We start from the raw sequence: 22,378 nt of genomic DNA on the forward strand, positions 1-22,378 counted from the left end.
GGCGTTATGTGGGGGGGGGTGTGGTGGTGCGGCGTGGGGGGGGGGGGGGGGGGGGGGGCGGGGGGGGGGGGGGGGGGGGCCGCGGGGGCGGGGGGGGGGGGGGGGGGGGGGGGGGGGGCCCCCCCCCCCCACCGTCACGTCACTTCTTCGCTTCCGCGCACTCCGCGCACGTACCGAAGATCTCCACCGTATGGGCCACGTTCACATAGCCGTGCTGGGTGGCGATGGTCTCCGCCCACTGCTCCACCGCGGGGCCCTCGACCTCCACGGCCTTGCCGCACATCCGGCACACCAGGTGATGATGGTGCTCCCCGGTCGAGCAGCGCCGGTACACGGACTCGCCGTCCGTGGTGCGCAGCACGTCGACCTCGCCGGCGTCGGCGAGGGACTGGAGGGTGCGGTAGACGGTGGTCAGCCCGACCGAGTCGCCGCGGTGCTTGAGCACGTCGTGCAGCTCCTGGGCGCTGCGGAACTCGTCCACCTCGTCGAGCGCCGCCGCCACCGCCGCCCGCTGCCGGGTCGAGCGGCCGCGTACCGGGGCCGCGTTCGTTCCACTGATCGGCGCCGTCGCCACAGCAGCCTCCTCGTGTCGCCCGTACCTGTGTCGGGCCATTGTGCCAGCCCGTCCGGACGCCACGGTCAAACCCGGAGCTCGTCCGGGGCCGGACGGGAGGCCGGTACCTCCAGAGTGCACTCCTCGGACGACGCTTCGCTCCGGCGGGCGCGGCTTCTGGCCAGCGGGGTCGCCAGCAGCGTCAGGGCGACGAAGACCGCGATGGCCAGCAGCACGATCGTCGCGCCGGGCGGGACGTCCTGGTAGTACGAGGTCACGGTGCCGGCCAGGGTCACCGCCGTGCCGATGACGACCGAGAGCACGAACGTCACCTTGAAGGACCGGGAGATCTGCTGCGCCGCCGCGACCGGCACCACCATCAGCGCGCTGACCAGCAGCAGCCCGACGACCCGCATCGCGACGGTGACCGTCACCGCCGCCGTCACGGCGACCAGCAGATTCAGCGCGCGCACCGGCAGCCCGGTGACCCGGGCGAACTCCTCGTCCTGGCTGACCGCGAACAGTTGCCGCCGCAGCCCCAGCGTCACCAGCAGCACGAAGGCGGCCAGCAGGCAGATCGAGGTGATGTCCCCGGAGGAGACGGTGGACAGCGAGCCGAAGAGGTACGAGGTGAGGTTGGCGTTGGAGCCGGTGTCGGAGAGGTTGATCAGCAGCACACCGCCCGCCATGCCGCCGTAGAACAGCATGGCCAGCGCGATGTCGCCGCGGGTGCGTCCGTACCAGCGGATCAGCTCCATCACGACGGCGCCGGCGACGGCGACCGCCGTGGCCATCCAGACCGGGCTGGTGGACAGCAGGAAGCCGAGGCCGACACCGGTCATCGCGATATGGCCGATGCCGTCGCCCATCAGGGCCTGGCGGCGCTGGACGAGGTAGATGCCGACGGCGGGGGCGATGACGCCGACGAGCACGGCGGCGAGCAGGGCCCGCTGCATGAAGGGAGGGGTGAGGAATTCCATGATCAGCTCAGCAGTCCCGTCCGGACGGGCTCGGAGGCCGCGTGGGGGTGTACGTGGTCGTGTCCGGGCAGGGCGTGCTGGCCCAGCGCCTTCGGCGGCGGCCCGTCGTGCATCACACAGCCGTCGCGCAGCACGATCGCGCGGTCGATCAGCGGCTCCAGCGGGCCCAGCTCATGCAGCACGAGCAGCACCGTGGTGCCGGCCGCGACCTGCTCGCGCAGGGTCGAGGCGAGGATCTCCTGGCTGCCCAGGTCGACGCCGGCCATCGGCTCGTCCATGATCAGCAGCTCCGGTTCGGCGGCCAGCGCGCGGGCGATCAGCACCCGCTGGTGCTGTCCGCCGGAGAGCGCGTCCACCGAGTCCTTGGCCCGGTCGGCGAGGCCGACGAGCTCGATGGCCCGGTCGACGGCGGCCCGGTCGACCTTGCGGAGCAGGCCCAGCTTCGTACGGGACAGGCGCCCGGAGGAGACGACCTCACGGATCGTGGCGGGGACGCCGCCGGCCGCCGTGGTGCGCTGGGGCACGTAACCGATCCGTGCCCAGGAGCGGAAGCGGCGCAGCGGGGTGCCGAACAGCTCGACGGAGCCGCCGGTGAGCGGGACCTGACCGATGACGGAGCGCACGGCGGTCGACTTGCCCGAGCCGTTGGCGCCGAGCAGGGCGGCGACCTCGCCGCGGTGGACCGTCAGGTCGATGCCGCGCAGCACCGGACGCGCGCCGAGGGTGGCCGTGGCGCCGCGCAGGGCTATTACGGGTTCGGTCGTGGTGCTCCCGGGCTCGGGCATGAGCGCCTCCGATGCTGCTGTGGCGGGTGTTGCGGGGGTCACTTCGCGCCGAGCGCCTTCTGCAGGGCGGCGAGGTTGGACTGCATGACCTCGATGTAGTCAGCGCCCTTGGACTTGTCCGTGATTCCTTCGAGCGGGTCCAGGACATCGGTCTTGAGGCCGGTGTCCTTGGCGAGGGTCTTCGCGGTCTTGTCGCTGGCGAGCGTCTCGAAGAATACGGTGGTGGCCCCGTCCTTCTTCGCGATGGTGTGGATCTCGCTGATCCGGGCGGGGCTGGGCTCGGCCTCGGGGTCGATGCCGGCGATGCCCTCCTGGGTGAGGCCGTAGCGCTCGGCGAGGTACCCGAAGGCGGAGTGGGTGGTGATGAACGTCTTGGTGGAGGCGTTCTTCAGGCCGTTCTCGTACGCCGTGTTCAGGCCGTCGAGCTTGGTGACCAGCGCGTCCGTGTTCTTCCGGTAGTCCGCGGCGTGGTCCGGGTCCGCCTTCTCCATGGACTTCCCGACACCCTTGGCGACCTCGGCGTACTTCACCGGGTCCAGCCAGATGTGGGGGTCGGCGCCGGCCTCGTCGCCGTGGTGCTCGTGGCCGTGCTCGTCGCCGCCGGTCTCGGTGCCGTGGTCCTCCAGCGCGGTGAGCTTCGAGGCGTCGGTGACGTTCTTCGCCCCGGACTGCTTGATGGCGTCGTCCACGGCGGGCTGGATGCCCTTGAGGTAGAGGATGTAGTCGGCGTCGGTGAGCCCGCCGATCTGCCGCGGGCTGAGCTCCAGGTCGTGCGGCTCGACGCCCGGCTTGGTCAGCGTGGTGACGGAGACATGCTCCCCGCCTATCTGCTCGGCCAGGAACTGCATCGGGTAGAACGAGGCCACCACGTCCAGTTTGTCGCCGTTCTTGCGGTCCGCGGCGTCCGAGGAGGAACAGGCGGTGAGGGCGGTGAGGCCGAGGGCGACTGCTCCGGCGACGACGGCGGTGGGTATGAGGCGGCTTACGTTCATGACAGTCATTTTCAACAAAATTGGAAACGATTGTCAACAAGCCCGATGGGATCACCCATCGGGCGTCTGTGCCGATACCGATTTGATCCAAGGGGCGTGCCCGCCGGTAATCTGAAGCATTCGCCCGCCCGTCTCCTGACCACCACCCCCCCACCGAGGCGCTTCGCGCCACCCTGTCCAATTTCGTCGTAATGAAGAGAGCACCGTGGCCGCCGACAAGATCGACTCCATCGTCAGCCTGAGCAAGCGCCGTGGCTTCGTCTATCCCTGCAGTGAGATCTACGGTGGCCAGCGCGCCGCCTGGGACTACGGGCCGCTGGGCGTCGAGATGAAGGAGAACCTCAAGCGCCAGTGGTGGCGCTACATGGTCACCTCGCGCGAGGACGTGGTCGGTCTCGACTCGTCGGTCATCCTTGCTCCCGAGGTCTGGGTGGCCTCCGGTCACGTAGCCACGTTCACCGACCCGCTGACCGAGTGCACCTCCTGTCACAAGCGCTTCCGCGCCGACCACCTGGAGGAGGCGTACGAGGAGAAGCACGGTCACGCGCCCGTGAACGGCCTGACCGAGCTCAACTGCCCCAACTGCGGCAACAAGGGCACCTTCACCGAGCCCAAGCAGTTCTCGGGTCTGCTCTCCACCCACCTCGGCCCGACCCAGGACTCCGGCTCGGTCGCCTACCTGCGTCCCGAGACCGCCCAGGGCATCTTCACCAACTTCGGCCAGGTGCAGCAGACTTCGCGCAAGAAGCCGCCGTTCGGTATCGCCCAGATGGGCAAGTCCTTCCGGAACGAGATCACTCCGGGCAACTTCATCTTCCGCACCCGCGAGTTCGAGCAGATGGAGATGGAGTTCTTCGTCAAGCCGGGCGAGGACGAGGAGTGGCAGCAGTACTGGATGGACCAGCGCTGGAACTGGTACACGGACCTCGGCATGCGCGAGGAGAACATGCGCTGGTACGAGCACCCGGCGGAGAAGCTCTCCCACTACTCCAAGCGCACCGCCGACATCGAGTACCGCTTCCGCTTCGGCGGCAGTGAGTGGGGCGAGCTGGAGGGCGTCGCCAACCGCACGGACTACGACCTCAAGGCGCACTCCAAGGCCTCGGGCACGGACCTGTCCTTCTTCGACCAGGAGGCCGGCGAGCGCTGGACTCCGTACGTCATCGAGCCGGCGGCCGGTGTCGGCCGTGCGATGCTCGCCTTCCTCCTCGACGCCTACATCGAGGACGAGGCGCCCAACGCCAAGGGCGTCATGGAGAAGCGCACCGTGATGCGTCTCGACCCGCGCCTCGCGCCGGTCAAGGTCGCCGTCCTGCCGCTGTCCCGCAACCCGCAGCTGTCGCCGAAGGCCAAGGGCCTCGCGACCGACCTGCGGAAGAACTGGAACATCGAGTTCGATGACGCGGGCGCCATCGGCCGCCGCTACCGCCGTCAGGACGAGATCGGCACGCCGTTCTGCGTCACCGTCGACTTCGACACCCTCGACGACAACGCGGTGACCGTGCGCGAGCGCGACACCATGAAGCAGGAGCGCGTCTCCCTGGACCAGATCCAGGCCTACCTCGGCGTCCGCCTGCTCGGCTGCTGACGTATCGCTCCCGCCGTCGAGGCCCCCGGTTCCGTACCCGCGTACGGAGCCGGGGGCTTCGCGCTACGCCGGTCGTGCGCGGAGGCCGGGCGGAAAACGTGATGCGGCGGCCGACCCCGGCGCGGTACGGTTCCGGCATGTATTCGTTCTTCCAGATCTACGAGTGAGAGCGCGGCGGGTCCGACCACCCGCCGCCCACCGGACCGATCCCAGGTCGCTTCAGACCTCACTTCGCACTACGAACGGGAGAACGCCGTGGCCAAGAGCCGTAACAACCTGCTCGGTGTGGGCGGACAGCGCAAGAAGCTGTCCCGCGCCGATCAGCAGGGCGTGGGCCCTGCCCGCACCACCGACCGCAAGGCGGCGGCCGACCAGAAGCAGGAGCTGCTGCGCAAGATGCGTGAGCGCGCGCAGTCGGGAACCGCGACGGAGTCCTCGTCGGACGACGCCGCGCAGCCGGACGAGACCGGGCAGGACGCCCCGGCGCAGAGCTGACGCCTCCTCATCACTCGTACGACCGTGGGCCCGGATCACCTCGTGATCCGGGCCCACGCCACCCCGCGCGGCAGCCGCAGACTGAGCAGCGTCGTCAGCACCACCGCGGCCAGCTGCACCAGCAGCGTCACGGCCAGCGCGTCCCGCATGCCCGCGCCCGGGACCAGGGAGAGGAACAGGGTGCCCAGAGTGGCCACCCCCGGGGCCAGCGCGGCCTGCTGAGCCGTCGTCATCACACCGCCGCCCACCCCGGCCCGCGCATGGTGACGTACGCCCCCGTCGGCGAGGAGACCAGGCAGCGCCTCCAGCGTCTTCAGGCCCTGGAGCTCGCCGACGTCTGACCCCCGGCCGGCGCGTCTGCCGGTCCCTCCAGCCGCTGAGCGGTCCGGCGAGCGGTCTCCCGCGCCCAGTGCCCGCTCGTCAGCGCCCCCACCAGCAGGACGCACAGCCCGCACCCGGCGAGGATCCACCAGGCGGGCTTGCTCGCGTCCACGAAGGCCTCGGCGTAGGCGGCGCCGCGCGGCGACCCGGTGCCGGCCACCCCCGCCGCCAGCACCGCACCGATCACGGCGACCCCCAGCGTCCCGCCGATCTGCCGGCTGGTCGAGGCCACCGCCGCCGCCACCCCGGCCTGCGAGCGCGGCATCCCGGAGACGGCCGTGTTGGTGATCGGCGCGTTCACCATGCCGAAGCCGAGGCCGAAGAGCACATAGCCGGTGAACAGCAGGACGTCGTCGGTCTCCGCGTCGAACGCGGCGAACAGCAGCCCGCACGCCGTCATGGCCACGCCCGCCACGAGCAGCGACAGCCGCGGCCCGCGGTTGCCGACGAGCCGCCCGGACAGCGGTGCGCAGACAAAGGTCAGGGCCGCCATCGGCAGCATGTACAGACCGGCGTGCAGCGCACTCAGCCCGCGCACGTTCTGGAGGTACAGGGTGTTGAGGAAGAGGAACCCGCTCAGTGCGGCGAAGGCGCAGACCGCGATGACGGTGGCACCGCTGAACGGGGCGCTGCGGAAGAACCGCAGATCGATGAGGGGCTCGGCACGCCGGGGCTCGTACAGCAGCAGCCCGGCCAGGGAACACCCGGCGAGTGCGGTGAACACCAGGATCCGCGGCGAGGTCCAGCCCACCGACGGCGCCTCGATGATCGCGTACGTCAGCGAACCGAGCAGCCCGATCACCAGCAGCTGCCCCACCGGGTCGGGGCGGCGCGGCTTCGGGGCGCGGGACTCGGGGACGTAGCGCCAGGTGAGCAGGAGCGCGGCGAGACCGACCGGAAGATTGATCCAGAAGATCGACCGCCAGCCGACCGAGTCCACCAGCAGACCGCCGATCACCGGGCCGGCCGCCATGGAGATGCCGACGACACCGCCCCACACCCCGATGGCACGGGCCCGCTCGCGCGGGGCGGTGAAGGTGTTGGTGATGATCGACATCGCGACGGGGTTGAGCATCGAACCGCCCACCGCCTGCACCATCCGGAACGCCACCAGCGACTCCAGGTTCGGCGCAACGGAGCAGAGCAGCGAACCGAGGGTGAAGAGGACGAGGCCGATCTTGAAGATCTTCCGGCGCCCGACCCGGTCGGCGGTGGAGCCCGCGAGCATCAGCAGCGAGGCCAGGACGAGGGTGTAGGCGTCGATCGTCCACTGCATGCCCGCGACGGTGGCGTGCAGTTCCTTCTGCATGGACGGCAGGGCGACATTGAGCACGGTGTTGTCGAGACTGACGATCAGCAGGCTCATGCAGCAGATCGCCAGCACCAACTGCCGTCGGCGGTGACTGAGCTCGGGCATACATGGATAGTACGGTTAACTAACGAACTCCGCTGCCGGAGGGACCGGCCCCGTACGCGACAATGGAGCAATGACCACGCTCGCCCCTTCCCTCCCGCTGCTCCGGATCGGCCCGCACACGGTGCAGCCGCCGGTGGTGCTCGCCCCCATGGCCGGCATCACCAATGCCCCGTTCCGCACCCTGTGCCGGGAGTTCTCCGGCGGCAAGGGGCTGTTCGTCAGCGAGATGATCACCACGCGGGCGCTGGTCGAGCGCAACGAGAAGACCATGCAGCTGATCCACTTCGACGCGAGCGAGACCCCGCGCTCGATCCAGCTGTACGGAGTGGACCCGGTCACCGTCGGCAAGGCGGTCCGGATGATCGTCGACGAGAACCTCGCCGACCACATCGACCTGAACTTCGGCTGCCCGGTCCCCAAGGTGACCCGCAAGGGCGGCGGCTCGGCGCTCCCGTACAAGCGGCCGCTGCTGCGCGCGATCCTCAACCAGGCGGTCTCCAACGCGGGCGACCTGCCGGTCACGATCAAGATGCGCAAGGGCATCGACGACGACCACACCACCTACCTGGACGCGGGCCGGATCGCGGTCGAGGAGGGCGTCACGGCCGTCGCCCTGCACGGCAGGACGGCCGCCCAGCACTACGGCGGCACCGCCGACTGGGACGCCATCGCCCGCCTCAAGGAGCACGTCCCGGAGATTCCCGTCCTCGGCAACGGCGACATCTGGTGCGCGGACGACGCCCGCCGGATGATGCGCGAGACCGGCTGCGACGGCGTGGTGGTGGGCCGCGGCTGCCTGGGACGCCCCTGGCTCTTCGGTGACCTGGTGAGCGAGTTCGAGGGCACCGGGACGCGGCAGGCGCCGGGGCTCCGGGAGGTCGCCGACGTGATGCTGCGGCACGCGACGCTGCTGGGGGAGTGGATCGGCGACGAGACGCGCGGCGTGATCGACTTCCGCAAGCATGTCGCCTGGTACCTCAAGGGCTTCGCGGTCGGCTCGGAGATGCGCAAGAAGCTCGCGATCACCTCGTCCCTGGAGGAGCTGGGCGGGCAGTTGCGGGAGCTGGACCTGGACCAGCCGTGGCCGGACGGCGCGGACGGGCCGCGCGGGCGCACTTCGGGCAACAACCGTGTGGTGCTGCCGGACGGCTGGCTGAAGGACCCGTACGACTGCGCTGGCGTGAGCCCGGACGCGGAGCTGGACACTTCGGGCGGCTGAGGGCACACCCGCCGAGAGCAGCACCGGGCCTTCCGGGCCCTTCCCCGGCACGCGGCGCACAGGCACCGCGTGCCTCTTCTTTATCTCGCTCATCTGAGCGCAACATTCGGCCGGATTCGGCGGCGGTTCGGTCGGTGGGCGACTCAAACGGGGCGACAGCGTCTTTGTCCGACGATTCCGCACACCCTCGGTGCCTACTCGGTGATCATTGCGTGACGGGTAGTCGCCGATCGGGCGTCCGGATGGTGACATCTGAGCGTCGACCGTAGAGCGATTCTCGCCACCCTGAGAGCCAGTGCGCTCAGATGAGCGCAATTTCGAGGGCTGCATTTCTCAAATGATGGCACTCGGTGCCAGGGGTCTCTATTTTGATCGATCGACGCTTCCATTGCGCTGGGTGATCGAAGTGAGGGATTCCGGTAGCTCTCGGTACTGATGCTTTCAAGAAGTGAACGAATAGCTCCGATCGGGCGACAGGTCGCGTCACTTTCGATCTGCTGGCGGACGGGTGGTTGAGGCCTCATGACGCGCAAGTGGACGTACCCAGACACCTTCGATCTGGGTATGTTCCTCGCCGTCAGGGCAGCCACCGCGTCCTCGAGGAGTCGAGACCCGTGTCGGAAAACAAAGATCCCCACGTATCCACCCCGGATTCCCGGGAGCTCAAGGGCGAGAAGTTCGTTTATGACTTCACCGAGGGCAACAAGGATCTGAAGGACCTCCTCGGCGGCAAGGGTGCGAACCTCGCCGAGATGACCAACCTCGGGCTTCCCGTCCCTCCGGGATTCACCATCACCACCGAGGCGTGCAAGGTCTACCTCGAAAGCGGCGAGGAGCCGACCGAGCTGCGTGCCGAGGTCAGCGCGCACCTGGACGCCCTCGAAGCGCGGATGGGCAAGAAGCTCGGCCAGGCCGACGACCCGCTGCTGGTCTCGGTCCGTTCCGGCGCGAAGTTCTCGATGCCCGGCATGATGGACACGGTTCTCAACATCGGCCTCTCCGACGAGTCCGTGGTCGGGCTCACCGCCCAGGCCGGCGACGAGCGGTTCGCGTGGGACTCCTACCGCCGCCTCATCCAGATGTTCGGCAAGACCGTCCTCGGCGTCGACGGCGACCTCTTCGAGGAGGCGCTGGAGGCGGCGAAGGAGGCCAAGGGCGTCACCGTCGATGTCGACCTCGACGCGGCCGACCTGAAGAAGCTGGTCAAGCAGTTCAAGAAGATCGTCGCGCGGGACGCCGGACGCGACTTCCCGCAGGACCCGCGCGAGCAGATGGACCTGGCCATAAAGGCCGTCTTCGACTCGTGGAACACCGACCGGGCCAAGCTCTACCGCCGCCAGGAGCGCATCCCCGGCGACCTGGGCACGGCCGTCAACGTCTGCTCGATGGTCTTCGGCAACCTCGGCCCCGACTCCGGTACGGGCGTCGCGTTCACCCGTGACCCGGCCAGCGGCCACCAGGGCGTGTACGGCGACTACCTGCAGAACGCGCAGGGCGAGGACGTCGTCGCGGGTATCCGCAACACGATGCCGCTCGCCGAGCTGGAGTCGATCGACAAGAAGTCGTACGACCAGCTGATGCAGATCATGGAAACCCTCGAAACGCACTACAAGGACCTGTGCGACATCGAGTTCACCATCGAGCGCGGCCGGCTGTGGATGCTCCAGACCCGGGTCGGCAAGCGCACCGCCGGTGCCGCCTTCCGGATCGCGACCCAGCTCGTCGACCAGGGCCTGATCGACGAGGCCGAGGCGCTCCAGCGGGTCAACGGCGCGCAGCTCGCGCAGCTGATGTTCCCGCGCTTCGACGACGAAGCGAAGACCGAGCTGCTGGGGCGCGGCATCGCCGCCTCGCCGGGTGCGGCGGTCGGCAAGGCCGTCTTCGACTCGTACACCGCGGTCAAGTGGTCCCGGTCCGGCGAGAAGGTCATCCTGATCCGCCGCGAGACCAACCCCGACGACCTCGACGGCATGATCGCGGCCGAGGGCATCCTGACCTCGCGCGGCGGCAAGACCTCGCACGCCGCCGTCGTCGCCCGCGGCATGGGCAAGACCTGTGTCTGCGGCGCCGAGGACCTGGAGGTCGACACCAAGCGCCGCCGGATGACAGTGGGCGGCCGGGTCATCGAGGAGGGCGACGTCGTCTCCATCGACGGCTCCACCGGCAAGGTGTACCTCGGTGAGGTCCCCGTCGTGCCGTCCCCGGTCGTCGAGTACTTCGAGGGCCGGATGCACGCCGGCGCCGACGACGCCGACGAGCTGGTCGCCGCCGTGCACCGGATCATGGCGTACGCGGACCGGGTGCGCCGGCTGCGGGTGCGGGCCAACGCCGACAACGCCGAGGACGCGCTGCGGGCCCGCCGCTTCGGCGCCCAGGGCATCGGCCTGTGCCGCACCGAGCACATGTTCCTCGGCGAGCGCCGCGAGATGGTCGAGAAGCTGATCCTCGCGGACACCGACGCCGAGCGCGAGACCGCGCTGGAGGAGCTGCTTCCGCTCCAGAAGGCCGACTTCATCGAGCTGTTCGAGGCGATGGACGGACTGCCCGTCACCGTACGGCTGCTCGACCCGCCACTGCACGAGTTCCTGCCTGACATCACCGAGCTCTCGGTACGGGTCGCGCTCGCCGAGTCCCGCAAGGACGCCAACGAGAACGATCTGCGCCTGCTCCAGGCCGTGCACAAGCTGCACGAGCAGAACCCGATGCTCGGTCTGCGCGGTGTCCGTCTCGGGCTCGTCATCCCCGGCCTGTTCGCCATGCAGGTGCGGGCGATCGCCGAGGCCGCGGCCGAGCGCAAGAACGCCAAGGGCGACCCGCGCGCCGAGATCATGATTCCGCTCGTCGGCACGGTCCAGGAGCTGGAGATCGTCCGCGAGGAGGCCGACCAGGTCATCGCCGAGGTCGAGGCCGCCACCGGCACCCGGCTGAAGCTCACCATCGGCACGATGATCGAGCTGCCGCGCGCCGCGCTGACCGCGGGCCAGATCGCCGAGGCCGCACAGTTCTTCTCCTTCGGCACGAACGACCTGACCCAGACGGTGTGGGGCTTCTCCCGCGACGACGTGGAGGCGTCGTTCTTCACCGCGTACCTGGAGAAGGGCATCTTCGGGGTGTCGCCGTTCGAGACGATCGACAAGGACGGCGTCGGCTCGCTGGTCCGCAGCGCCGTCGCGGCCGGCCGGGCCACCCGTCCGGACCTGAAGCTCGGCGTCTGCGGCGAGCACGGCGGGGACCCGGAGTCGGTGCACTTCTTCCACGAGGTGGGTCTGGACTACGTGTCCTGCTCCCCGTTCCGTATCCCCGTCGCCCGGCTCGAAGCGGGCCGTGCGGCGGCGGGTTCGACCGGCAGCGACAGCCGCTGACCCGGTACCCGACCCCCTGAACCGGGGCCGCCGACGGCCCAGCACCACCCTCACACTGGCTCGTCGGCGACTCCGGAACACCACAAGGCGGCGGCACCCCGTGCGGGGGTGTCGCCGTCTCGTTCTGGTCCGGGGAAAATTTTTGTTCGGCGTTGTTCCTTTTCTTCGCTCATTAGACAGAGTTCGTTCAATACGCAAAGACATTAGCCGGGAACGGGCCGGGATGCGGCCCATGGATCCCCATCCATGGGCCGCACCCGGGTTACCCCCATCGGGCATGTAGCCGCACCGTCGTCCACCGCCGCCGGGCCAGCAAAACCCCCCACGGCCTTCACTCGCCCTTCCGGTGGCGCCGGATTCGTGCCCGACGTCGTACAGCTTTTCGGGTGACGGCGGGTGGGTGCGAGGCGTTTCACCTCTGGCCGAAACCCCGTGGTGACGTGCTGTTACGGATCACCTACCCTGGGGTGGGGGTAATTGCAGGTGCAACAGGTGGGGGACCGGTGCTGCGTATCCATGTGTCCGGAGTGGACCTTTCCAAGGTGCGGATGGCCACCCGGCCGGACGCGCTGTGGGAAACCGCTCTGAGTTTCCACCGGCTGCGGGACCGGCGTGGTTCCGCGGTGTTCGGGAAATGGCGTACGGAGACCCGGCCTCGGTTGAATGGTGAAGTACGGCTGCTGTCCGCCGTGATTCCGTCGCGCGGCTATTTCCCGGATTTTCTGACGCCTGCTCAGGAAAGCGGCGAGCCGTTCGGCATCGACGCGGGAATGCAGGCATTGCGCGACACCCCGCCCGACCGGGTCCTCGCCGAACTCGCCCTGCTCGGCGCCGAACGCCGCGACGCGTGCCGCTTCCCGGACAGCCCCGCCGAAGGGCTCGGCCGGCTGGTCGACGCGCTGCGCAGCTACCACCGCGCCGCCATCGAGCCGTACTGGCCGCACATCCGGGCCAGCGTCGAGGCCGACCGCGCCGTACGCGGCCGCGCCCTCCTGGACGGCGGCGCGCACGAACTGCTCGCCTCCCTCCCGCCGATGATCCGCTGGCGGGCCCCCGTGCTGGAGGCGGACTACCCCGTGGACCGGGACGTCCGTCTGGACGGGCGGGGGCTGTTGCTCCAGCCGTCCTTCTTCTGTCGCGTCACCCCGGTCGTCTACCGCGACCCGCGGCTCCCGCCGGTCCTCGTCTATCCGGTCACCCACTCCCGCGCCCCGGTCTTCGCCGAGCCGGGCCCCTGGCTCGGCCGGCTCCTCGGCAGCACCCGTTCCACGATCCTGAGCGCCATAGGGAACGGCTGCACGACCAGCGAGCTCGCCCTGCGGGCCGGAGTGTCGCTCGCCTCGGCGAGCCAGCACGCCTGTGTGCTGCGCGAGGCGGGCCTGGTCCACACCCTGCGGCACGGCGGCTCGGTCCTGCACACGCTGACGCCCCTGGGCGGGTCGCTGCTCCGGGGCGGCGCACCACTCGCCCTGTCCTGAGACGGGCCACCCCGGGGAGGGAGAGCCGGGGCAAGTGGTCCAAGGTGAGTGGCGTTCAGGGACGGGCGGACCGGGAGTTGCGAGGATTTTCTTCGCCGACGGCGATGAGTTCCGGGAAGCCCCGCCGTCTACCTGTCGTACACGTTCGAACAACAGAGAGAGCGAAGCGGCCATGCCTCAGATGATCTTCGTCAACCTGCCGGTCAAGGACCTCGAAGCGACCAAGGCCTTCTTCGGCAAGCTGGGTTTCTCGTGCAACCCGCAGTTCAGCGACGAGAACGCCGCGTGTCTCGTGATCAGCGACACCATCTTCGCGATGCTCCTCGCCGAGCCGCGCTTCAAGGAGTTCACCAAGAAGGAGATCGCCGACGCCTCGAAGTCCACCGAGGTCATCCTCGCCCTGAGCGCCGAGAGCAGGGAGAAGGTGGACGAGCTGGTCGACACCGCCCTCTCCTCCGGCGGCTCGCCGGCCAACGAGCCGATGGACTACGGCCACATGTACGGCCGTTCCTTCCAGGACCCGAACAACCACATCTGGGAGGTCGTGTGGATGGACCCCGCCGCGGTCGAGGGCCGGCAGGGCTGAGTCCGTCGACGCCCGGCCGACGACCGGGCCTCAGGACGCGAGGTCCGGATACGTCACCCCCGTGAGCTGCTCGGACGCCACCCAGAGCCGCTCGCTCGTCACATCGTTCAGCGTCCAGCGCGCCCGCCAGGACGGGGCGGGCGCACCGCGCCAGCCCAGCAGCCCCGGCCCGGTGAACGAGTCGGGGCGCACGCCGGGCGCGGTGGCCGCGTACAGAGTGGGCAGCGCGCCGGCCGACGCGGGCTGGGCGATGATCCGGTTGCCGAGCTCGAAGACCCGCTCCGCCGCCCGGCGGTTCTCCATCCGGGCGGCGGCCGACTGCAGGTTGGTCGCCGCGTATCCCGGGTGCGCGGCGGCGGCCACCAGTCGGGAGCCCGCCTTCGTGAGCCGTCGCGCCAGCTCATGGACGAAGAGCAGATTGGCGGTCTTCGAGCGGCCGTAGGCGATCCAGCGGCGGTAGTTCCGCTCGCCGTTGAGGTCCCCCATGTCGATGTCGGACAGCGCGTGCATCCCGCTGGAGACGGTCACCACACGCGCCCCGGGGGTGTCGAGGAGCCGGGGGAGCAGCAGCCCGGTCAGGGCGAAGTGCCCGAGGTGATTGATGCCGAACTGCCTCTCGAAGCCGTCGGTCGTCGTCCCGTACGGGAGGGCCATCACGCCCGCGTTGTTGATCAGCAGATCGAGACGGCCGGGCGCATGGGTCGCGGCGAACTCGCGCACCGAACCCAGATCGGCCAGGTCGAGCGGTACGAACGCCACGTCCGCGCCGGTCACGGCCGTCCGGATCCGGGCAGCGGCCTCCTTGCCGCGCGTCTCGTCACGGCAGGCGAGCAGGACCCGCGCACCGTGCCGGGCCAGCTCCCGCGCGGTGTTCAGGCCGATACCGCTGTTGGCTCCGGTGACCACGGCCGTACGGCCGCTCTGGTCCGGGATGTCGTTCGCGTTCCAGCCGTGACTCATGGGGCCAGCGTACGGCCGCGGTGTGCGGCCGGGACCGGCCCGGTCGGTCCGGATTCCGGACGGCCGGTGCGCCCGGCGGCGCAGATGTGCGCAAAGCGCGTGAACCTCAGGAGTGGCTCAACTTTTGCATGATCCGGCCGGAGCGGCCGGACGGCGATCGTAGGGTCGTGATCATGCCGGACATAGCACTCACCACTCTGATAATCCTCTGCCTTGCCGCGGCCGCGGCCGGCTGGATCGACGCCGTGGTCGGCGGCGGCGGCCTGCTTCTGCTGCCCGCACTGCTCCTCGGCCTGCCACACGTCCCGGCCGCACAGGTGCTCGGTACCAACAAGGCGGTCGCGATCGTCGGTACGTCGGGCGCCGCCGTGGCGTACGTACGCAAGGCACCGGTGAAGGTCGGGACCGCGCTGCGGATCGGGCTCGCGGCGCTGGCCGGGTCGATGGCCGGCGCGTTCTTCGCCGCCGGGATCAGCAGCGAGGTGCTCCGGCCGGTGATCATGGTGGTGCTGCTGGCCGTCGCGGCGTTCGTGATGCTGCGGCCCTCGTTCGGCAAGGACACGGGCGACGGTGAGCGGCAGCGGGTCACCCGGGCCCGCACCGTCACCGCCATCGTGCTGGTCGGCGGCGGCATCGGTTTCTACGACGGGCTGTTCGGCCCCGGCACGGGAACGTTTCTGGTGCTGGCGCTGACCGCGGTGCTCCACCTCGACCTGGTGACGGCGTCCGCCACCGCCAAGATCGTCAACGTCTGCACCAATGGCGGCGCGCTGGCGATGTTCGCCTACCAGGGCAGTGTGCTCTGGCAACTGGCCGCGCTGATGGCGGTGTTCAACCTGGCGGGCGGGCTGATCGGGGCCCGGATGGCGCTCAGGAAGGGCAGCGAGTTCGTCCGCGGCGTGCTGCTGGTCGTGGTGTTCTCGCTGGTCGCGAAGCTGGCCTTCGACCAGTGGACGGCCTGAGCGGCGGCAGCCCGGGGCCGGGGGCTCACCGACGCCGGCTCGGGGGCGGTGCTCACCGCACGGAGGTCAGATGCGCGTACGCCACCACGTTGCCCTCGTACCCCGTCTCCTTCGAGAAGCCGCCGCCGCAGGTGATCAGCCGCAGCGAGGCGAAGGACGAGGCGCCGTACACCCGGTCGTCGGGGAAGTCGTCGCTGTCGTAGACCTCGATCGCGTCCAGGGAGAAGACGGCGGTACGGCCGTCCTGGCGGACCACCTCGACCGTGCTGTCCTTCTGCAGGGCACCCAGGTCGTAGAAGACCGACCGCCCCTGTGCGTTGTCCACATGCCCGGCGACGATCGCGCTGCCCCTGGAGCCCGGGGGAGTGCCGTCCCGGTACCAGCCGACGACGTTGCGGTTCCCGGCCGGCGGCACATCGAGACTGCCGTCGGGGCCGAGGCCGAGACGCATCATCGGGGCGTCGACCCGGATGCTCGGGATGCGGATGCGTACGGGGGCCGAAGGCTTCAGGGGTTCGGCGACCGGAGATCCCGGCTGGGGTGCCGGGCCGCCCGCGAAGGCCTGGGCGGCGGTCGGCCGGGGCGGGACCAGTTGGGTGTCGGCGCCGTTCCGGATGAGCCAGACACCGGCCAGCGCTGCGATGACCAGCAGCCAGCCCTTGGCCTTCTGTGTCACGGTCGTCCTCCGGGTGACGGAATGGGGACGGCCCCGTCCCGGTGGCGCGCGGCCACCGGGACGGGAACCAGGCGGTACGGAGACGTGAATCCGTCTCCGTCAGCCGACTTCCTGCGTGCCGCTCGCCCGGCGACGCAGGAGCCAGGCTCCGCCGACGACGGCCGCGGCGAGAACGCCGGCGCCCGCCGCGATCTGGGTGGTGTCGGACCGGACGCTGCCGCCGACTCCGGTTTTGACGTGCCCGGTGGGGCCGGTGGGGGCGTCCGGGGGCCGGTGCCCGGAGGATGACGAGCTGTCGTGTCCGGACGAGGAGGAACTGTCGTGTCCGGAGGGCGAGCTGTCGTGCCCCGACGAGGACGAGCCGTCGTGCTTGCCCGAGCCCTCCTCCTTGGGAGGTTTCCAGCTCTCGCGCCCGCCCGAGCTGTCGTGCCCGGAGGACGAGCTGTTGTGTCCGTCCGAGCTCTCGCCCCGGTCCGTGTCCTCGTCCCCGGACGGGGTGTCGCGCCCGCTCGGGACGTCAAGCCCGGAGAAGGCGTCGAGCCCGCCCGCGGAGTCGAGCAGCGAGGGCGCGTTGAGGCCGGAAAGGGCGTCGAGGCTGAACGGGGTGTCCGTGCCCGACCCCGACCCTGACCCGGACCCGGATTCGGCGCCGTCGTCCGCGGTCTCGTCGCCGGTGGTCCGTGCCCCGAGGCCGTCGGTGGTCCGCGCCCCGGGACCGTCGGCGGTCTGCGACGTGGCATCGGCCGAGCCGTTCCGCAGTGCGCCGGCTTCACCTGCGTACGCGGACGGCCCGGCGGCGAGGAAGCCGAGCGTGGCTATGGTGACCGCGGATGCGGCGGTACCGGTCACTAGGCGGGCAGGACGCATGGGGGTTCCTCCGGCGATGGCGCGAGTAGGTGTGTCCTGACCTCGAGCTAACGGGCGGCCGGTCACCCATGCCTGCTGACACCGAGTCAGCTTTCACCCGAACGGACCGGCACGGCCTCCTTGTCAAGGTGTAATCGCGCAGGTCACAGCCGTGATCGAAGCGGGAGAGGTCGCTCCCGTGGGGTTGGGTGCCAACCGGGTGACGCCACCCCGGAAGAAAGTGGCGTACATCACACGCATGACCTCGTGGGTGTCGGGCACACGTCTCACACCCCCCACGGGACGGTGCACGGGACCGCCCCCGGCCGCCGCCCCCACCGGCCCCATCCCCCCTGGGGCCGGTGGGGGCGGATTCGCGCGGAGGGGATGCGCAGGGGTGAGGGGCGCAGGGAGACGGGCGAAAGCCGGTCGGGCACGCTCCGTACGCGCCCGCAGGGGACCGGCCCAGTACGGTCGGGCGACCGCGCCGGGGCCGGGCGCGTCAGACCGTGTCCCACCGCGCACCGCCGTACGCCTGCCCGATCCGCTTCATCAGCTCCTCGTCCACCGTGAATCGCGTGTCGTCGATCCGCCGGACCGGCGCGATGCCCTGCGAGTTGGTGATGAACGCCGACCGGAACGCGCCCAGCCCGTCCAGGGTCACCGGACGCCGTACGGACTTCAGCCCCGCGCCGGGCAGTTCCCGCTCCAGCAGTGCCATGGTGATGCCGAGCAGAGCGGGGGCGTCCGGCCACACGACCGAAGTGCCGTCCCAGAAGCCGATGTTGGTGATGGCCCCCTCCGTCACCGCACCGTCCGGCAGGGTCAGCAGGGCCTCGTCGAAACCGGCGCGGGCGGCCAGCCGCGCGTAGTACATCTGGCCGAACTCGCCGGCCCGCTTGATGTGCGGCACGGTGCGGGCGTACGGGACGGACATCAGGCCGTGCGGTTCGGCGGACTTCCGCGCCGGTCCGCGCACCGTGACCATGACGGTCGTATCCGTGTCACCCGGCGGCAGAAAGCCGTGGACCCGGACCGAGGCGTCCCGCATCCCGGCGCCGTCCAGCGCGTGCCGGATCAGTTCGCGGACCCGGGCCCCGTCCAGGCCGCGCTCGAACAGCTCCTGGTTGGCGGCGTCCAGCCGTGCCAGATGCAGGTCGAGGCCGCGTACCTTTCCGTCCCTGACCTGCATGGCCGTGAAGTGGCCGTAGCCGAGAAAGGCCGGAATCCGCAGGTCCGCCTCGGTGGCCGGGTGTCCGTCGAACTCGGTGTACGGGAAGGGTTCGGGCGGGGGAGTCGTCATGCGGTCCACCGTATGCCGCGGCACCCGGCGGCGGGGCCGGCGGAGGGGCTTGACCTCAACCATGGTTGACGTACGAGCCTCTTCGCATGGACCTCACCACAGCACCCTCACCCCCATCCACCGCACCCACGACCGGCTCCACCGCACCCCTGAAGGTCGCGGTCATCCTCGCCAGCAATCGCGAGGGACGGTTCGCCCCCGTCGTCTCCGACTGGTTCCTCTCGCACACCGGCTCCCACCCGGACATCGAGACCGATCTGATCGACGTCGCGGAACTCGACCTCCCGGTCGCCCTCTCCTACCGGCCCGACTCCGACGCGCAGGCCCGGCTCGCGGCCGTGTCGGTCGGGTTGGCGGCGGCCGATGCCTTCGTCGTCATCACCCCCGAGTACAACCACTCGTTCCCGGCCCCGTTGAAGAACCTCATCGACTGGCACCGCGACGAGTGGCAGGCCAAGCCCGTCGCCTTCGTCTCGTACGGCGGGGTCTCCGGCGGGCTGCGCGCCGTCGAACATCTGCGGCAGGTCTTCGCGGAGCTGCACACCGTGGGCATCCGCGAGACCGTGTCCTTCCACAACGCGGGCGCGCTGTTCGACGACGAGGGCAGGCACCGGGACCCGGCGGGCTGCGACGCGGCGGCCAAGCTGCTGCTCGGCCAGCTGGCCTGGTGGGGACACGCCCTGCGGGACGCCAAGGCGGTCCGCCCGTACGGCGCCTGACCTCGCCCGGCCCGGGAGCGCTGCGCCGCGCCACTGTGTCCCCGACAATCGAGGAAGGGGGAAAAGCCCCCGCAACCGACCTCGCAGGAGCCGAAGGTGACGACGCCGGCATGGCTGACCGTACTGACCACGACGGACAGCGAGGAGAAGGCCCATGCCCTGGCGCAGGGCGCGGTGGAGGCGCGGCTCGCCGCCTGCGTGCAGATCTCCGCGCCCGTCACCTCGGTCTACCGCTGGCAGAACGCCATCGAGACCACCGAGGAGTGGCAGCTGCTGTTCAAGACGACGGCCGAGCGGTACGACGAACTGGAGGCCCATCTACAGGCGGCGCACGACTACGAGACCGCGGAGATCATCGCGATTCCGGTGGTACGGGGCAGCGCCCGCTACCTCGCCTGGGTCTCGGCCGAAACCGCCCCGGCCGCTTCGCTGTAGCCCCCGGACCTGACCCGGTAGTCCCGGCCCCGTCCCAGTGGCCCCCGGCCCCGTCCCGGTGGTCCCGGAACCGTCCCGGGGCTACCGCTCGTGGGCCGCCAGCGCCTCTCCGATCCCGGGTTCCCGCGGCCCCAGGAAGTGAGGATCGGGCTTGAACACGGCGTCCAGCGCCGCCTTCCCCGCCGCGAACAACTCCCGCGTCCCGCCGTAGTACCAGGTCGCGTCGTGCACGGCGTCCACGCCCACCCCGTACGCATCGATCCCCGCGGTCCGGCACAGCGCGATCGCCCGGCGGATGTGGAACCCCTGGCTCACCAGCACCGCGCGGTCGACCCCGAAGATCTTCTTGGCCCGTACGCACGAGTCCCAGGTGTCGAACCCGGCGAAGTCGCTCACGATCCGCTTGTCCGGCACCCCGTGCGCCCTGAGATAGGTGCGCATGGCATCCGGCTCGTCGTACTCCTTCCGGCTGTTGTCACCGGTCACGAGCACGACCTTCACCTTCCCGTCCCGGTACAGCTCGGCGGCGGCCTTCAGCCGGTTGGCGAGATACGGCGACGGCTTGCCCTGCCAGAGCCCCGCCCCGAACACCATGGCCACCTGCTGCGCGGGCGCGTCCGCGGTCGTCCTGACCCGCGCGTCGGCGACGGCGTACATCCAGGTCACGGGCGTCAGCGCGAGCACACACGCGACCATCACCCCCTGCACGGCCCGCCGTTGCCCACGCCGCGTCCGCGGCCACCGCGGCCGCAACCACCCGAGCAGCTGCCGTACCGGCCGCTTCATCCGCATGTGAGCACCCCTCGTTTCCGTGCTGTGCGCCGTCGGCCCCCACATGAGCTGCCGCCCCCACATGATCGGACGATCCACGGGGCGAAAGGGTTCTCGCCGGCGCGGCCGGATCACCGTCCGCGTGCGCGGCTCCGCCCTGCGCTCCCGGGTGGTGGCACGCGGAGGCGGAGCGGGCGGCACAAAGGCCCCGGTGAACCGGCGGCACGCAGACTCCACAGCACCCGTCACCCGCTCGCAACGGCGCGGCAATCACGGTCCCGCACCATCGGACCATGACGCAGCCGGCACAAGCCCAGGAGTCCCTGCCCCTCGACAGCACGGCGCAACTGCTGACCCGCATCACCGCACAACTCGGCACCCAGCTCGGACTCGTCACACGGAACGGAACCCGGAGGCCCGCCCCGACGGAGTCCCGGCGAGGGAAAACCCGATGAACGGACATCCCCGGACGGCCGCCTGAGCCTACTTGTCGGCCCGGCCGTTTACTGTCGGAACCATGGACGGCATGGACGGTACGCAGGGCACACAGGACCACGGCACGGGCCCCTACGGCGCGGCCGACGCCGAGCGCTGGGACACCGAGCCGGACAAACGGCCGGGCCGTACCGCGTTCCAGCGCGACCGTGCCCGGGTGCTGCACTCCGCCGCGCTGCGGCGGCTCGCCGGGAAGACCCAGGTCGTCACCCCGGGCACCCGCGGCCATGCCTGGGACGCCAGTCCGCGTACCCGGCTCACCCACTCCCTCGAATGCGCCCAGGTCGGCCGCGAGCTCGGGGCGGCGCTCGGCTGCGACCCCGACCTGGTCGAGACGGCCTGCCTCGCCCACGACCTGGGCCACCCGCCGTTCGGGCACAACGGCGAACAGGCGCTCAACGACTTCGCGTCGGACTGCGGGGGCTTCGAGGGCAACGCCCAGTCGCTGCGCCTGCTGACCAGACTCGAACCGAAGCGGTTCGTGCCCGACACCCGCACCGGCGAGCTGGTCAGCGTCGGACTCAACCTGACCCGTGCCGCCCTGGACGCCGCCACCAAGTACCCGTGGCCGCGCGGCGCGCACCCCACCGACCCCGGCTCGCCGAAATTCGGGGTGTACGAGGACGACCTGCCGGTCTTCGAATGGGCCCGCGAGGGGGCGCCGAAGGACCGTAAGTGCTTCGAGGCCCAGGTCATGGACTGGTCCGACGACGTCGCCTACTCCGTGCACGACTTCGAGGACGGGCTGCACGCCGGGCACATCGACCCCAACCTGCTCTACGCCGAACCGGAGCGGAACGAGATCTGGGCGGTCGCCATCGGCCGCTACGTCCCGGCGGACACCGGGCCCCAGGAGCTGGCCGACGCGCTGGACCGGCTCGTCGGCCAGGACTGGTGGCCGCACGGATATGACGGATCCGCCGTCGCCCAGGCCCGGCTGAAGGACGCGACGAGCCAGCTGATCGGCCGGTTCTGCCTCGCCGCCGAGAGCAGCACCCGGCAGGCGTACGGGACGGGCCGCCTCGGCCGTTACGCCGCCGAGCTGGTCGTCCCCCGCGAGGCCCGCAACGAATGCGCCGTGCTCAAGGCGGTCGCCGACCGGTACGTCATGCAGCGCGCCGAGCAGGAGGCGATCCGCGCCGACCAGCGGATCGTCATCGCCGAGCTGGCCGCCGCACTGACCGCGCGCGCCCCCGAGGGGCTGGAGCCTCAGTTCCGCGCACTGTACGACGCCGCCCGCGACGACCGGGCCCGCAAGCGGGTCCTGGTCGACCAGATCGCCGCCCTGACCGACGCCTCGGCCCGCTCGCTGCACGCGGCGCTCACGACCCGGCTCCGCTGACCGGTGATCCGGCCCGTTTCCGCCTTGTCTGCG

Annotated in this window: 20 protein-coding genes and 2 pseudogenes; 11 read left to right on the forward strand and 11 right to left on the reverse strand. The window is 70.5% G+C overall.

Annotated elements, in window-relative coordinates:
* Nucleotides 1-139: 139 nt before the first annotated feature.
* The 4 genes from ABZY11_RS31685 to ABZY11_RS31700 form a co-directional block, all read right to left on the reverse strand.
* On the reverse strand, nt 140-574 hold the full coding sequence (locus ABZY11_RS31685; protein WP_356482442.1) for a Fur family transcriptional regulator: 435 nt from the start codon (nt 572-574) through the stop codon (nt 140-142).
* A 65-nt stretch (nt 575-639) separates the two neighbouring features.
* Nucleotides 640-1,533 (reverse strand): metal ABC transporter permease, encoded by an 894-nt coding sequence (locus ABZY11_RS31690; protein ID WP_356482443.1) that lies wholly within the window; start codon nt 1,531-1,533, stop codon nt 640-642.
* A gap of 2 nt (nt 1,534-1,535) precedes the next feature.
* The gene (locus ABZY11_RS31695; RefSeq protein ID WP_356482444.1) at nt 1,536-2,318 is read right to left on the reverse strand and encodes a metal ABC transporter ATP-binding protein; all 783 of its coding nucleotides are present in this window, start codon (nt 2,316-2,318) and stop codon (nt 1,536-1,538) included.
* Nucleotides 2,319-2,356: 38 nt separating this feature from the next.
* Nucleotides 2,357-3,310, reverse strand: a complete 954-nt coding sequence (locus tag ABZY11_RS31700; protein ID WP_356482445.1) for a metal ABC transporter substrate-binding protein — start codon at nt 3,308-3,310, stop codon at nt 2,357-2,359.
* A 205-nt stretch (nt 3,311-3,515) separates the two neighbouring features.
* On the opposite strand from ABZY11_RS31700, the gene ABZY11_RS31705 reads away from it, so the two are divergent.
* Nucleotides 3,516-4,898, forward strand: coding sequence for a glycine--tRNA ligase (locus ABZY11_RS31705; RefSeq protein WP_356482446.1), 1,383 nt, complete (start codon nt 3,516-3,518; stop codon nt 4,896-4,898).
* A gap of 255 nt (nt 4,899-5,153) precedes the next feature.
* Nucleotides 5,154-5,393 carry a DUF6243 family protein gene (locus tag ABZY11_RS31710; RefSeq protein ID WP_356482447.1) on the forward strand — a complete coding sequence of 80 codons (240 nt, stop codon included), beginning with the start codon at nt 5,154-5,156 and terminating at the stop codon, nt 5,391-5,393.
* Between the two features lie 35 nt (nt 5,394-5,428).
* Here ABZY11_RS31710 and ABZY11_RS31715 read toward each other — a convergent pair.
* Nucleotides 5,429-5,650, reverse strand: a pseudogene (locus ABZY11_RS31715) (MFS transporter); the annotation flags it as partial.
* Nucleotides 5,651-5,706: 56 nt separating this feature from the next.
* Nucleotides 5,707-7,191: an MFS transporter gene (locus tag ABZY11_RS31720; RefSeq protein ID WP_356482448.1), complete on the reverse strand. Its 1,485-nt coding sequence runs from the start codon at nt 7,189-7,191 to the stop codon at nt 5,707-5,709.
* Nucleotides 7,192-7,261: 70 nt separating this feature from the next.
* Between ABZY11_RS31720 and dusB the strand changes: the two genes are divergently transcribed.
* From dusB to ABZY11_RS31740, 4 genes are all read left to right on the forward strand, one after another.
* Nucleotides 7,262-8,410: a tRNA dihydrouridine synthase DusB gene (gene dusB, locus ABZY11_RS31725; protein ID WP_356482449.1), complete on the forward strand. Its 1,149-nt coding sequence runs from the start codon at nt 7,262-7,264 to the stop codon at nt 8,408-8,410.
* A 614-nt stretch (nt 8,411-9,024) separates the two neighbouring features.
* Nucleotides 9,025-11,772: a pyruvate, phosphate dikinase gene (gene ppdK / locus ABZY11_RS31730; RefSeq protein WP_356482450.1), complete on the forward strand. Its 2,748-nt coding sequence runs from the start codon at nt 9,025-9,027 to the stop codon at nt 11,770-11,772.
* A gap of 503 nt (nt 11,773-12,275) precedes the next feature.
* Nucleotides 12,276-13,250, forward strand: a complete 975-nt coding sequence (locus tag ABZY11_RS31735; protein WP_356482451.1) for a helix-turn-helix domain-containing protein — start codon at nt 12,276-12,278, stop codon at nt 13,248-13,250.
* Between the two features lie 172 nt (nt 13,251-13,422).
* Nucleotides 13,423-13,836 (forward strand): VOC family protein, encoded by a 414-nt coding sequence (locus tag ABZY11_RS31740; RefSeq protein ID WP_356482452.1) that lies wholly within the window; start codon nt 13,423-13,425, stop codon nt 13,834-13,836.
* A gap of 30 nt (nt 13,837-13,866) precedes the next feature.
* On the opposite strand, the gene ABZY11_RS31745 is transcribed toward ABZY11_RS31740, so the two are convergent.
* Nucleotides 13,867-14,796, reverse strand: coding sequence for an oxidoreductase (locus ABZY11_RS31745; protein ID WP_356482453.1), 930 nt, complete (start codon nt 14,794-14,796; stop codon nt 13,867-13,869).
* A gap of 173 nt (nt 14,797-14,969) precedes the next feature.
* Between ABZY11_RS31745 and ABZY11_RS31750 the strand changes: the two genes are divergently transcribed.
* Nucleotides 14,970-15,758: a TSUP family transporter gene (locus tag ABZY11_RS31750; protein ID WP_356482454.1), complete on the forward strand. Its 789-nt coding sequence runs from the start codon at nt 14,970-14,972 to the stop codon at nt 15,756-15,758.
* Between the two features lie 52 nt (nt 15,759-15,810).
* On the opposite strand, the gene ABZY11_RS31755 is transcribed toward ABZY11_RS31750, so the two are convergent.
* The 3 genes from ABZY11_RS31755 to ABZY11_RS31765 all read right to left on the reverse strand — a co-directional run bounded on the left by ABZY11_RS31755 (nt 15,811) and on the right by ABZY11_RS31765 (nt 18,583).
* Nucleotides 15,811-16,434, reverse strand: a complete 624-nt coding sequence (locus ABZY11_RS31755; RefSeq protein WP_356482455.1) for a class F sortase — start codon at nt 16,432-16,434, stop codon at nt 15,811-15,813.
* 99 nt (nt 16,435-16,533) lie between these two features.
* Nucleotides 16,534-17,301 carry a hypothetical protein gene (locus ABZY11_RS31760; protein ID WP_356482456.1) on the reverse strand — a complete coding sequence of 256 codons (768 nt, stop codon included), beginning with the start codon at nt 17,299-17,301 and terminating at the stop codon, nt 16,534-16,536.
* A gap of 481 nt (nt 17,302-17,782) precedes the next feature.
* Entirely contained in the window at nt 17,783-18,583 is an 801-nt protein-coding gene (locus ABZY11_RS31765) for an aminotransferase class IV family protein (protein ID WP_356482457.1), read from the reverse strand.
* A gap of 86 nt (nt 18,584-18,669) precedes the next feature.
* Here ABZY11_RS31765 and ABZY11_RS31770 point away from each other — a divergent pair, with 86 nt between their 5' ends.
* Both ABZY11_RS31770 and cutA read left to right on the forward strand, forming a co-directional pair.
* On the forward strand, nt 18,670-19,302 hold the full coding sequence (locus ABZY11_RS31770) for an NAD(P)H-dependent oxidoreductase (RefSeq protein ID WP_356482458.1): 633 nt from the start codon (nt 18,670-18,672) through the stop codon (nt 19,300-19,302).
* Between the two features lie 96 nt (nt 19,303-19,398).
* Nucleotides 19,399-19,737, forward strand: a complete 339-nt coding sequence (cutA, locus tag ABZY11_RS31775) for a divalent-cation tolerance protein CutA (RefSeq protein ID WP_356482459.1) — start codon at nt 19,399-19,401, stop codon at nt 19,735-19,737.
* 81 nt (nt 19,738-19,818) lie between these two features.
* On the opposite strand, the gene ABZY11_RS31780 is transcribed toward cutA, so the two are convergent.
* Nucleotides 19,819-20,523 carry an ElyC/SanA/YdcF family protein gene (locus tag ABZY11_RS31780; protein ID WP_356482461.1) on the reverse strand — a complete coding sequence of 235 codons (705 nt, stop codon included), beginning with the start codon at nt 20,521-20,523 and terminating at the stop codon, nt 19,819-19,821.
* 278 nt (nt 20,524-20,801) lie between these two features.
* Between ABZY11_RS31780 and ABZY11_RS31785 the strand changes: the two are divergent.
* Both ABZY11_RS31785 and ABZY11_RS31790 read left to right on the forward strand, forming a co-directional pair.
* Nucleotides 20,802-20,927 (forward strand): annotated as a pseudogene (locus tag ABZY11_RS31785) (sirohydrochlorin chelatase); the annotation flags it as partial.
* 98 nt (nt 20,928-21,025) lie between these two features.
* Complete coding sequence (locus ABZY11_RS31790) at nt 21,026-22,345, forward strand: deoxyguanosinetriphosphate triphosphohydrolase (protein ID WP_356482460.1); 1,320 nt, start codon at nt 21,026-21,028, stop codon at nt 22,343-22,345.
* The last annotated feature ends 33 nt before the right edge of the window (nt 22,346-22,378 follow it).

Source organism: Streptomyces sp. NPDC006510 (assembly GCF_040611955.1).
In the GTDB taxonomy this organism is placed as follows: Bacteria; Actinomycetota; Actinomycetes; order Streptomycetales; family Streptomycetaceae; genus Streptomyces.